The organism is Bradyrhizobium sp. ORS 375 (genome assembly GCF_000239775.1).
Classification (GTDB): Bacteria; Pseudomonadota; Alphaproteobacteria; order Rhizobiales; family Xanthobacteraceae; genus Bradyrhizobium.
On record NZ_CAFI01000035.1, the window covers coordinates 1 to 12,165 of the forward strand.

At 62.1% G+C, this 12,165-nt stretch carries 9 protein-coding genes; 4 read left to right on the plus strand and 5 right to left on the minus strand.

Features of this window, described 5'->3' with window-relative positions; genetic code table 11:
- Window positions 1-1,900 (minus strand): CHAT domain-containing protein (locus BRAO375_RS03090; protein WP_139031292.1); only part of this gene is annotated, 1,900 nt, incomplete at its 3' end.
- Between the two features lie 429 nt (window positions 1,901-2,329).
- On the opposite strand from BRAO375_RS03090, the gene BRAO375_RS38485 reads away from it, so the two are divergent.
- From BRAO375_RS38485 to BRAO375_RS03110, 4 genes are all read left to right on the plus strand, one after another.
- Entirely contained in the window at window positions 2,330-2,602 is a 273-nt protein-coding gene (locus BRAO375_RS38485) for a hypothetical protein (RefSeq protein WP_009025991.1), read from the plus strand.
- Between the two features lie 1,207 nt (window positions 2,603-3,809).
- Window positions 3,810-5,630 (plus strand): SIR2 family protein, encoded by a 1,821-nt coding sequence (locus BRAO375_RS03105; RefSeq protein WP_244423107.1) that lies wholly within the window; start codon window positions 3,810-3,812, stop codon window positions 5,628-5,630.
- Window positions 5,630-7,081: an argonaute/piwi family protein gene (locus BRAO375_RS35990; protein ID WP_083842423.1), complete on the plus strand. Its 1,452-nt coding sequence runs from the start codon at window positions 5,630-5,632 to the stop codon at window positions 7,079-7,081. Before BRAO375_RS03105 ends, BRAO375_RS35990 begins: the two co-directional genes overlap by 1 nt.
- Window positions 7,082-7,210: 129 nt before the next feature.
- Complete coding sequence (locus BRAO375_RS03110) at window positions 7,211-8,083, plus strand: pPIWI-associating nuclease domain-containing protein (protein WP_009025996.1); 873 nt, start codon at window positions 7,211-7,213, stop codon at window positions 8,081-8,083.
- A gap of 82 nt (window positions 8,084-8,165) precedes the next feature.
- Here BRAO375_RS03110 and BRAO375_RS03115 read toward each other — a convergent pair whose 3' ends face one another.
- The 4 genes from BRAO375_RS03115 to BRAO375_RS03130 all read right to left on the minus strand — a co-directional run bounded on the left by BRAO375_RS03115 (window position 8,166) and on the right by BRAO375_RS03130 (window position 11,853).
- Complete coding sequence (locus BRAO375_RS03115; protein WP_009025997.1) at window positions 8,166-9,350, minus strand: cytochrome P450; 1,185 nt, start codon at window positions 9,348-9,350, stop codon at window positions 8,166-8,168.
- 305 nt (window positions 9,351-9,655) lie between these two features.
- Window positions 9,656-9,955, minus strand: a complete 300-nt coding sequence (locus BRAO375_RS03120) for a hypothetical protein (RefSeq protein WP_035638688.1) — start codon at window positions 9,953-9,955, stop codon at window positions 9,656-9,658.
- Between the two features lie 384 nt (window positions 9,956-10,339).
- Complete coding sequence (locus tag BRAO375_RS03125) at window positions 10,340-11,098, minus strand: SDR family NAD(P)-dependent oxidoreductase (RefSeq protein ID WP_009025998.1); 759 nt, start codon at window positions 11,096-11,098, stop codon at window positions 10,340-10,342.
- 230 nt (window positions 11,099-11,328) lie between these two features.
- Window positions 11,329-11,853, minus strand: coding sequence for a ParB N-terminal domain-containing protein (locus tag BRAO375_RS03130; RefSeq protein ID WP_009025999.1), 525 nt, complete (start codon window positions 11,851-11,853; stop codon window positions 11,329-11,331).
- Between the last annotated feature and the right edge of the window lie 312 nt (window positions 11,854-12,165).

The window sequence follows — 12,165 nt, forward strand, 5'->3', positions numbered from 1 at the left end:
CGCACTCGCGCGCGCATTCGTCGTCGACCTGCCAGCCCGCGCCGATAAAGTTCGGAACGCCGCGGGCGAAAAACGCCTGGGCGAGGCCCGTCATGTGTTTGCGCTGCTCGTTGTAGTCTCCAGTCGCGGCCGAAAAGCAGGCATTGGCAAACACCAGCCGCGGCACTTGCCGGATGCTGAAGATCTCCTTCGCGGACAGAACGCAGTTGCCGGCAAAGACCCAGCCGGTCTGCTGCGTCCTCGCATCGGAGATGCCGTGTCCGGCATAGTGGATCAGATCGAATTGCTCGTTGACCACGAGCATGGCGAGTTCGAGCGGCTGGCAGGGCTCGGCGCTCACCACACATGCGTTCTGCGCCTTCAGCTTATCGAGCATCATCCGGCCGGCTTCATCGCCACAGGGGCCGATGCGGACCTTGACTGAAATGTCGTAGCGCCCGCCCCAGGCCTTGCGGGCCTGTTCGAGCACCTCCACGACAGTCGCGCCCTCGTCCCGTGCCCGCGGCAGCGCCAGTTCGTCGGCAGCGGGATCGGCAATGACCAGCACGTTCAGGCTGTTGTTCAAGGTAGGCGGACACGTCGGCGGAGGCGAAAGCACCGAGCGGAATTGCCGTGACACAGCGACATTGGTACTGACGAAGACGCATTTGGCGAAGCGCTTGCTGGCTGCCATCTCCCACGGGTACAGCGCGGTCGTCTCGTCCACCTCCAGTGTGACGTTACCAGGGCCCTCGGTCAGCCTGCGAAAATCGTCGGGGATGAGGATGTTGGTGAAGAACGCACCGAGATCCTCGCGTTCCCTGACGGTGCAGTCTTTCGTCATGTGATCGGCGAGATCGGTCAGGATCCTCGCATTCACCTCGCGGTCGCGCTGCGGAATGACTGCGGTGTCCGACAGGGCCGAGAACTGGAACACGTCCGTCATGAAGGGATCGATGAGCGGGCGTTTGGCCGCCTGCTTGCGCTGGCCGACCACAGTCGGCCGCGCCCGCATCGACGCCGCCGCTGCCGATTTGCTGCGCGTGATCCGCAGGTAGTTCGACGGCCGGTCCGGTTCGACGTCGATCGGGCTCGGTTCGAGATCGGGGTCGTCGGGGCTGTCGGGTCCGCGCAGCACGGTCAGCTTCACGTTCGACAGCGCGTCTTCCTTCGCCAGGACGCGCAACTGGGCGAGCATGTCCTCCGTCTTGTGTCCGTCGGGGTGGACCAGAACCACAGCAAGGGGCCGCATGGCAGCGCTTTGCAGCGCTTCTCGGTCTCTCGTATCACTGTCGGCTGCAGCGCGGATGCGCTCATAGCCGTCCTGGACGCCTTCGATGAAGCCGCGAACCGCGTCGGCAATCGAAAGCTCGGCTCGCCGAATGCCGATCAGGGGACTGGCGAACTCGTCGTGGCCCATGATCTTGACGGCCACCACGAGATTGGCGACGAGGAATCGGAGGCTGTCCCTAGCGAACCTGCCCGGCTCGCCCATCCCCGCCAGCAGCAGGTTGTCAGCCTTCATCCCGGCGTCCCGTTGAAACTGACGGAGATTGATCAGGAAGAGCTGACCGAGGCTCGAGCCGATGATGCCGAGGTCGACTGCGCGCGACAGCCAGGAATCGAGCAGCCGATCGAATGCACGGGTCGGGCCCGCGAATGCCAGGCCGTCATAGCGTGCTCCGACAGAGACCGCCGATTTGATATGGACCATGCCGCCACGGACGACCGTGATTCTAAGATCGATGGCATTTTGCGCGCTATCGGTGGCGAAGGTGTCGGACTGGACCTGATCGGTCGTGATGAGTGGTGTCGGCGCGGCGGCAGGGGCAGCCCGCGCGGCATCAGTTGCTCCGCCAGAGGACGGATCGGTCCTGACGTCAGCTTTGATCTTCCGTTGCCGACTTCCCCTGGTTTCCACGGGTGGACTCGCAATATCGAGAGGCGCGCGTCTTTGGGAGTATCGATGGCCGGTCACAACTCGCCGGTATGTCGGCGATCATCCGAAAAAGGTTCGATCATGAAATCGGACTGATGCTGACACAACCAAAGGTTAAGTCAATACGTTCGTCTGCGTGGCCGGATTGAGGGGCTGCGGGCCGAGCCCCTCAGCGAAATAGATCGCCTGATTTACCGTTGCGGCCCAATGATCGCAGTCCCGAGGGTGTTCTCACAATCCGCGTTAGGATCGGTGCCGTACAAGCGAGAGCCTCATAGGCGCCGTGGCGATCACCGGCCGCGAGCCGGTGCGCGGTGTCACCATCACCGGCGAGGTCGAGCAATCGCCCGACGACGATCTGACCCGCCGCGCATCGACGCGCGGGCGCGGATGCGTCCGTAGCGCATCGAGATGACTGAGAGCGGCCAGCCGGTCACAGGTCCCTCGCCCGGCTGCTCACCGCGGATCACCGGCGACAACGTCGCCGCTAGCGGGCGCCAGGTGACCGGCGTGCGGCCCGCGCCAAGGGGCGCCGTCGCGCAGAGCTGGGGCGGCCAGCGCATCACCGGCGCCTTCGCGGCCGGCGGCAGCAAGGTCACCGGCAAGCTCGAATTCGCCGGCCGGCGGCGGCTGCGCAAGGCCGGCGACACGTCCGAGCACGGTCGCCTGACGGCGAGGGCATGAGCCGTAACATCGTCACCTGCGATGCCTGGTCCGCGACCTCGCGTGTCACCCGGCACCGAAGGGGCCCTAACGCTCGAGCGCAATCCGAGCGCGCGCGGGCCGCGCGCCAAGCCGTTCGCCGGCGCCGCCAGCTTCAAGGAGAAGGGCCGTGCGCGATCAGGCCAAGCAGCTGGTGATCGGGGGGGCGGGGCGGCTACTTCTCAACACGGGGGCGCGCGTGACGCTGTCTGGGGGGGAGAGCAAAATTGAGAGGGGGCAGCACTCCATGCGGCGCGCCGCGGCGCCGCGGCCGGTCCGCGCTTCCGCGCGGATGATCTCGGTCAGTCATTTGGGGCGCGCTCTAGAAGAGCTTTGAAGAACAATGATGCCGTTTCTCCCCAAACGGACTGTCAAGCATCTGATTTTGTTTGATTTCTTTGCTTCCCTAGGGAGCGCCATTCTCCGGCGCTCAACCCTTCATCTCTGACCTGTACGCGCGGCTCCTTAGCCTCGCGGCGCGTTTCCGCGTCCGAGCTTTGCTCTCAGGCACACGCCCTTCCAAGAGAAGGGCGCAGGGAAGGCCGGGTGCAGGCCGCACCCATGGCCCGCCTGCAGAAAAGAAAGCAGGCGGCAGTCACCACAGGATTGGCCGAACAACCGGCCTTCCCTGCGCGATGGGTTGAACGGCTGCTCCGTACTCTCCCAGGGGACCGGGCTTGCTTGCCCCCGTCATCGACATCGTCGCCGACCAAGACACCAGCGTCGGGGTGTCGGGACCACACGGCTTGACCGTCCGTCCGGAGTTCGTTCGTCCGCACGCGAACCGCGCACTGCGACCCCAGCCGGCCACCGCATCTCCCGCTCCACGGTCCGTGACGATCGCGAAACGCCCCTTCAGCGAGCAGGAGACGGCGAGGAGCATCGATCTGATTTGCCCGACGACACAAGGCCGGATTTGCCCGACGGAATGCGGCAGATTGGCACGACGGGCAGTTGGGGATGGGGGACTAGGATCTCCCGCCCCGAGCGACAAAATTCGCAAATAAGTGATAAATAAATACGTTAACAATTTGAGATTGCTTTGTGTCGTGCCTATCTCTGGGCGACGAATCTAATAGGTTTGAGAGTCTTCAACAATTGTATTAGCTGAAGGGGCATCCCGATTAGTCCTATCACGACAATTTCAGCAGCAGAGTTCGCCGCAGTTTTGGCTCTTAGACCAAATTTGGTGGCTTGGTTTCTCGGAGCAGGGGCGTCCGCAGCCTCTGGAATTCCCACCGGCTACGCCATGATCCGAGATTTTAAGGCTCAGATCTATTGTCGCGAGAACAACCTATCTAAACGCGAAATCGATACGGGCGACCAGGTCTGGATCGATCGGATCGACGAGTTTTTCCGTCGAACCTCGCTCCTGCCCCCCGATGGCGATCCCACAGAGTATGCAGCAGCTTTCGAAGCTGTCTATCCGCAGCCGCGGCATCGTAGACAGTATATCGAGGACGCCATATCCAAGGGCAAGCCATCTTTTGGACATCGGGTCCTAGGAGGCTTGATCGCTGCCCGAAAGGTTGATTGTGTTTTCACTACGAACTTTGATCCACTGATTGAGGAATCCGCTCTTTCGGCCAATTCGCTGTTAGCAGCTGCGGAACAGGCTCGACCGACTGTTGCGGCGATCGACTCTGCCGAACGAGCGATGCGATGTCTGAATGAGTCTGGCTGGCCGCTCGTGGCAAAGCTTCACGGCGACTACCAATCGATCTCCATCAAAAATGCCGGCTCAGAGCTGGAAAAGCAGGACGAGAGAATGAGGCACGTCCTGGTCGAAGCCAGTAAGCGCTTTGGCATGGTTTTCGTTGGCTATAGCGGAAGAGATGCCTCCATTATGGAGGCGTTAAGTTCCGTCCTTAGAGAAAAAACACCGTTCCCTAACGGCATTTACTGGGTGGCGTCGTCGGTGTCTCGGCTTCTACCGACGGTCACGCAGTTCCTTAATGAGGCTCGACGAGCCGGGATTGATGTCGCAGTTGTTGAGTGCAAAACTTTCGATGAACTCGCTGCAGACATAGTTAAGCAAGTTGATCTGCCAGAGCTGTTATTAAGTCACGTGATGCAAGGGAGCACCGCGTCTCGCTTGGTCCACGTGAATTTGCGCAACACCGAAGCTCGTCAGTTTCCTGTGCTGCGATACTCTGCGCTCTTGGTCGAGTCTCTACCGCGTTATGCTCGTCGAATCCAGCTTGTGGCCCCCACGACGTCGCCCACCGTTAGAACTCTGCTGAAGGAGAAGCACTGCAGGGCGGTCGTTGCCGCGATTGGCCGTGAAGTAGCGGCATTTGGGAAAGACGACGATCTTGTCGACGCGCTCGCCCCTCTTGGAGCGCAGATGGCGGGCACGATTGAACTAGACGCAATAAAGGATAGTTGGGCGCTTGGGCTCGTCTACGATGCCTTTGTCAGAGCCCTCTCTAAGCGCCGCCCGCTCTTTCCTCGCTTCAAACGTTCCGGTCATTCGTTAGTTGTCGCAGCGCCACGTGAAGAAGAGGACCAGGAGAAAGCTCGCAGACGAATCCTCGCACTCGCTCAATTGCGTGACGCATATGGAGGAGCTCTGACCGGCCTAGTTCCCCAACTTGGCTTCCCCTATCATGAGGGCGTCTTCTTAAAGTTGGAGCACATTGAAGGACGCTGGTGGTGTGGCTTTGAGCCGTACACATTTGTGGATGTTCCCAGGTCGGATCGGCCTAAGCAGACTAATCAGAGCGAGCCTGAGTCTGCTGACGATGATTTGCTGGGTTCGCAATTTGAACGCCGAGGCGGCGATCCCGCGGGCGACTGGCGTAGAGAACGCTGGGCTCAGAAGTACAACAGGCAGTGGGCAGAAATTATCAATGCGTGGGCGAACCTTCTGACGACCACGCGGGATGGGAAGATCTGCGCCCTTGATCTGGACGACGGGACGGGCATCGATGCAGAATTCAGAGTATCGCGCTTCACCGGCTGGAGCAGGCCTGGCCACCAGCACACTTATTTCAATAGGAAAAAGTGATGGCTAGTCCCGCTCTGGATTCAAAGCTTCCACCATTCGCATTGTTGGATGAGCCACTTCTTTCCTTCTCGCCCTCATCTCCCGAACAGGTGGACGTGCACCCGTTAAGAGGACTTGTAAACTTCGGGCCATTTTCTAAGGGCTCTTTTGGAGCTTACACGCCGAGCGTTCGGATTGCTACTGTTGGCCCAGAAAGTGCGTTTCGACGCCGAGGCGAACTAATGGCTTCCCTGCGTAATTCGTATAGGCCCAGTGACCGCGCTGAATATGTCCCCCCTTATCCTGGCTTTGAACCACTGTTCCGCGTTAAGCTCGAAGCGGCGTCGCGAGATGCTCACATCAAGTGGCCCGACTCTCTGAGCGAGCTTCCTGGCGATGGAAATCCAAATGCCAAACTGTTTCGGGCGATGGACGCCGCGCTTCGCCGGCTGGACAATGTCCGGAATGATTTTGACGTCGTTCTAGTCCATTTCCCGGATTCCTGGGCGTCGGCGACGCGTGCGAAGCTTTTTGATGCTCACGATGCGCTCAAAGCGCTAGGGGCGAAGTACAATATCCCAACTCAGGTGCTTAACGATCGGGCCTTTTCGTTCAACCATACCGCGTCCCTCGCTTGGCGGCTTGCAATTGCCTTGTACGTCAAGGCTGCCGGAACTCCGTGGAAATTAGCTCCACTGAAAGGTGTTCCTGCCGATACTGCCTATATTGGTCTAGCCTACGCATTGCGTGGCGACAAACGCGATGCTCACTATGTGACATGCTGTTCGCAGGTGTTCGATATGGACGGCGGAGGGATGCAGTTCGTTGCATTTGAAGCGCGTGATCCAGTTGCAGACGTTGCTGAAGCACGTCGGAATCCGTTTTTAAGTCGAGACGATATGCGCGCTGTGCTTGCGCGCAGTCTAGAGCTCTATCAATGTCGAAACGGCGGAGACTTGCCTAAGCGGCTTGTCATTCACAAGACCACAGCGTTCAAGCCAGGTGAAATTGAAGGTGCTTTCGACGCGTTGGCTGGAGTGCCGGAAATTGAATGCGTTGAGGTCGGCGCAGCTTCTTGTTGGCGAGGGATATGGTTGATCGAAACTGGTCTGCCTAAGCCGCCAACTAAGCCATCGGGCTTTCCAGTGCCGCGAGGGACTGTCGTCGTGCGGTCGGGTAACTCAGCGCTTGTGTGGGTGGCAGGCAACGCGCCGCAGGTGTCGAGCAAAGGGGATTATTACCAGGGTAAGAAAAGTATCCCTAAACCATTGCAGCTAATACGACACGCCGGTAGCGGTCCACTTGAGCTGACTGCGCACGAGGCGCTTGCCTTGACCAAAATGGATTGGAACAACGATGCGCTTTATGATCCCGTGCCTGTGAGTATACGATACTCACAGAGGTTAGCTCGAACTATCGCGAATGTTCCTGACTTGCCCGGTAACGTCTATCCGTATCGCCTGTTTATGTAGAGTTATTGCCGTAAGTTGGGGGCGATGCTACGGACGGTCGACGTCGCGTATGATCCGGATACCCCGTTGTTCCGGTGATAAGTACACGCGCCAGATCTGACATCGCGAAATCTAGTAGGACGCGCTACGATGGCACTGCCTTGGCTGAACGATCAACTTGCGGCCTTGAAGCCAAAGGTCCTTGATGATTTCTCCCGAACAGCCATCACCGGGGCGCAACACGCTCTTTGCGATCATGAGAACCCGCTGCGGCTCAATTTCTTCAGCACGGCGATGCGGATTCTGTTCGAGCATATGATGGATGCGCTTGCGCCGGTTGAGCAGGTTGTTCAAGCAGATTGGTTCGTGTCCGAGCGGGAAGGAAACGTTCCAACCCGAGCCCAACGGATCCTGTTTGCTGTTCAAGGAGGCTTGAGCAGTGATTTCGTCAAGGACACTCTTGGAATCGAGATTGCGCCGATTCGGCAAAGGCTGATCAAGGCGGTCGATAATTTGAGCAAGCACGTGCACGGTCGGGAAGATACGATAATCGAGAGGCGCGACGAGCAGGATGCTGCTGCATCCAGGACGATTGAAGCCCTCGGAAATTTCATCGATACCTATCGCGAATGCCGCACGACAATTCTGGACGCCATTAAGGATGAACTTGACAATGCGACCGTAGATGCACTGGTCAACAATGCGATCCTCGAAGTGGATGAGCTCGCAACGCATCACTCCATCGAGGAGGTTTATGTGGAGATGACATCGGTGCGCTCAATCGGTGCCCATTTTATCACATACCGCGCCACCGGAACGATTGCAGTTGGCTTGCAATGGGGATCAAACTCAGACGTGCGTCGCGGCGACGGAGCCGAGGTTGATCAGTCATTTCCGTTCCATTGCGACATTGAAGTCTCGCTGGACGATCCGCTAGACCTGGCTTTTAGCGAGACAGAATTCGCAGTCGATGTGAGTTCATGGCGAGACGGCATGGCGCCGGACGACGAATCTGATAGCTAGCTCGACTTCTAGTTTTTTCTTACTCGTGTGAATATCTTTGGATTTTCGTTTTTCTTGGGTGCGACGAGCGCTCGGTACTATCCTATGGCATCCTCACCGCCAACCCCAGCGGCCCCCGAAACCCGAACCCGTGCCACCGCACGCTCGCCGCATCCACCAGCTCCATCCGCGGAAACCGCTCGAACAGCATCGGCAGCAGGATGGCGCCGACGGTGCGGCGGGAGAGGTGGGCGCCGGCGCAGTGGTGGGGGCCGTTGCCGAAGGCCTGGTGGGGGTTGGGCTCGCGCAGCGCGTTGTAGCGCTCGCCGTCTTCGAACAGCTCCTCGTCGCGGTTGGCGGAGGCCTGGATGGTCATCACGGTGTCGCCCTTCGGGATCAGGCAGCCGCGGATCTCGGTGTCCTCCATGACAAGGCGTGAGCTCGCCTGGATCGGCGCCACCCAGCGCACGCCTTCCTCGAAGGCTGAGCGCCATTTGTCCTGCGCACGCACGGCCTCCAACTGGTCCGGGTTGGTCAGGAGGCCGTAGAGGATCGTCAGCAGCGCGTCGCGTGGCTCGTTGATGCCGCCGCCGATCGCGATCTTGATGTTGGCGATGATCTGGCTGTCAGGAATCGGGTTCTTCGCGCTGACCATGAAGGACAGCGCGGAGGAATCCGGCGCGGCCTTCACGCGCGCCATGTTGGCGGTGATGCAGCGGTCCATCTCGGCGTTCGCGCGGTCGCTGGCGTCGAACGGGCCCGGCGTCCAGCCGAAATTGCCGGCGCCGTCGATCAGGGTCTGCGACCAGCGCTGCATCTCCTCGTCGCTGGCGTCCGGCACGCCCATCACATGGGCGAGGATGCGCGCGGCCAGCGGGCCGGCCAGCGCGGGGAACAGATCGACGGTCTCGCCGCGCGGCAGCCGGTCGAGATACTCAGTGGCGAACTTGGTGTAGAGCGGCTCCCAGACGGCTTCGATCGTCTTCGGCATCAGGGCCGGCATCATCGCCATGCGCTCGGCGCGGTGCTCGTCGTGATCCTTGCGCATCAAGGTGTGGGCGAGGAAGGCGCGCTTCATCGGCGTGTTCGGATCGTCGGACGAGAACAGCGCCGCATTGTCCTTCACAACTTTGGTGTCGGCGGCCTTGGTGAGGAACGTCCGGCCCACCGACTTGACCCGCAGCACCGGCGCTTCGCGGCGCAGGCGCTGGTAGATCGGGTAGGGATCGCGCGTCAGTTCGGCGATGGTGATGGTCTCGTCCAGAGGGGCCAGGCTTGCAGTCAGCATGGGGCGCTCCTGTGGATGCGGGGCAGCGTGTGTCCAGGCCTGACGATAACGGCGGGGACGACGCCGTCAATGCTGGTGCGTTGCCTCGGGAAGGGCGATTGTCTGATGTGAACGAGTTCTGAGTTTGTCGGTTCCGCGGCTGGCCGCGGATGGCGGCGTAGTGCTGCACTGCACCTGCTGAGATGATGCGGTTGATGGAGTTGGACGCGTGGCGGCGGATCACGCTGCGCTGATCCGCCCTACGGACCTCGGGCGATCCGTCCCGCACCGGCCTCGGGGCCAGTGCGGGACGGAGACGCTGCGGTTTACGGGCAGAACCAGGCGGGGCCGATCTGCGTGCAGCCGCGGCGGTGATAGTCGTGCGGGCGGAAGCGATAGCGGTGCCAGCCGTCGGGCGGGCCGTGACGCCGGCCGTAGCCGCGATGATCGTGGCGGCGCTGCTCGCGCTGCCAGCGGCCGTCGCGGTCGCGATGATCGCGCTGCGCCAGGCGCATCGGAGACGTCGTCGCTTCGCGCGTCTCGGAGCGTGCGGCGCTCGGCGCCGCGGAGGCTCCGACCGTGCTGACGAGAAGAATGGCGGAGAGGGCAGCGATGGTTGCTCGCATCGGGGACTCCAATCGTGTTGGTGGGGATGTGGCGGTCGCCAGGAGATGACGCGGACCACGTTCGGCGCAGCGCCGGCGATGCCGAGGCGTCCGCATCGTGCGGGTGGCAACGGCTGGCCACATGGCCGGTTCCTGGTGAGGGGCCGGCTGCGGCGCGTCAAACTGTCCTGCGCGGGAGCGCGCAGGTTGGGATGGGTGAGATGATGGAGCGCGGCGCGTGGCGGCGGATCACGCTGCGCTGATCCGCCCTACAGGTCTTTACGGTCTAGGGCATTGTGATCGGAGCTTTGCGCTCGTCTGTCTCCACAGCGTCATGGCCGGGCATGACGGAGTCACTCATTGGCATTGGCACGATCGCGTGTCGCGATAACGAGCCGAGAAAGCTCACACCCAGCCGCCGTCGACGATGTAGTTCTGGTTGGTGCAGGCGCCGGAATCGTCGGAGGCGAAGAACAGCACCACGCGGGCGATGTCGTCGGGCATGATCTTGCGCTTGAGGCATTGCCGCTGCATCAGCTCGGCTTCGCCGGCGGGGGTGAGCCAGAGCTTGAGCTGGCGCTCGGTCATGGTCCAGCCGGGGAGGATCGAGTTGACGCGGATGTTGGCGGGGCCGAGGTCGCGGGCGAGCGCGCGCGTCAGGCCCTGGATGGCGGATTTCGCCGTGGTGTAGCAGGGCATGCCGCCCTGGCCGAGCACCCAGCTCACCGAGCCGAGATTGACGATCGACCCAAAGCCGGCCCTGGTCATGTCGGGCGCCACCGCCTGGGCGGCGAAGAACTGGTGCTTGAGGTTCACGGCCATGCGCTCGTCCCAATACTCCGGCGTGACCTCCTCGATGCTGTGGCGGTCGTCGCGGGCGGCGTTGTTGACCAGCACGGTGATCGGGCCGAACGCGCGGCGCACGCCGTCGATCGCGGCGCGCAGCGCTCCGATGTCCCGGACATCGGCGTGTTCGAAATGGATGCGGGAGTCGGCCGGCAGGCTCGCCAGCAGCTTGTCCGAGGCCTCGCGGTCGATGTCGATGAAGCCTGTGCGCGCGCCCTGGCCGAGAAAGTTGCGCACGATCGCCTCGCCGATCCCGGAGCCGCCGCCGGTCACCAGCACGGTGCGGTCTTTCAGGCTTGGATAGATGGCGGTCGGCATGGGCGTCCTCTCGGGTCTCAGGGGGGATGGGGAAATGAGTGAACTGCACTGCAGCGGCGTGGCGTCGCGTGCCTGGCGCCGAATGGAACGATCGCATAGGCGCGCTCAACTTGGTAGTCGGGCTTATCCCCCTCCATCGTCATGGCGGGGCATACCCGGCCATGACGGTTTGGAGGGAGATGAGCGTAAAATCGCCGATCCCCGGTGCGGACGTTCCGTCGCGCGCGCGGTCAGTAGCGGCCGCCGCTGCGCTCCTGCTGCTTGATCCAGTCGGACAGCGTCTTCGGCGCGGCCACGGTGGCGCGCGACGGCTTGGCGGCGCTCGGGCGGCCGTTGCGGCCGGTCGTGTCGGCGGGGCCGCGCGGACGTGTCGCAGCGTGGGCGCCGGCGCTGCCGCGCGAGGCGGCGGCGAGCCGGTCGGCTTCCTCCTTCTCCAGCCGCAGCTTGCGCAGCCGCTCCATCTTCTCGCGCTCCGGGTCGGGCGGCGGCGGCGGCAGCTCGCGCTGGCGGGCCTCCTCGGCGGAGATCAGGAGCGCCTTGATCGCGGGCTCGCCGAGCGCCTTGCAGGCCTCGAGGCGGTGCAGGCCCTCGACCAGGACGAAATGGTCCTTGTCGCGGCGGACCAGGATGGGCTCGCGCTGGCCGGACTCCAAGATGCTCTCGGCCAGCTCATCGACCAGCTCCGGCCTCAGCGCTTTGCGCTTCTTGTCGGGGATGTGGATCTTGTCGATGGGGAAGCTTTCCGGTGCGGGCACAGTCAAAACTCCGTCATGGGCGTGCGCGGTCCGAGGATGCGGTCGAACAGGCGTGATCCGGAACGCCGGATCGTGGGCGGTCTCGATGCGGATGGGGACGCGGGCACGCCGGGATACAATAGGGACATTCCAACGGGCATCGCAAGCCGCCTCGCGGCGGCGTGGTGAAGCCGAGATCCCTCATCCGCACCTCTCGTCATTCCGGGGCGCGCGCAGCGCGAGCCCGGAATCCATAGCCACAGGCCGGAATGAGAGAGGCAATGGTCATGGCGAGCTCGGGTCACACATCCGCCCGTGCGTATGGATTCCGGG

Bases quoted from the DNA above. Each gene is read 5' to 3' on its own strand.
- BRAO375_RS38485 (WP_009025991.1), top strand. From the start codon at position 2,330: ATGACTGAGAGCGGCCAGCCGGTCACAGGTCCCTCGCCCGGCTGCTCA.
- BRAO375_RS35990 (WP_083842423.1), top strand. From the start codon at position 5,630: ATGGCTAGTCCCGCTCTGGATTCAAAGCTTCCACCATTCGCATTGTTG.
- BRAO375_RS03110 (WP_009025996.1), top strand. From the start codon at position 7,211: ATGGCACTGCCTTGGCTGAACGATCAACTTGCGGCCTTGAAGCCAAAG.
- BRAO375_RS03115 (WP_009025997.1), bottom strand. From the start codon at position 9,350: ATGCTGACTGCAAGCCTGGCCCCTCTGGACGAGACCATCACCATCGCC.
- BRAO375_RS03120 (WP_035638688.1), bottom strand. From the start codon at position 9,955: ATGCGAGCAACCATCGCTGCCCTCTCCGCCATTCTTCTCGTCAGCACG.
- BRAO375_RS03125 (WP_009025998.1), bottom strand. From the start codon at position 11,098: ATGCCGACCGCCATCTATCCAAGCCTGAAAGACCGCACCGTGCTGGTG.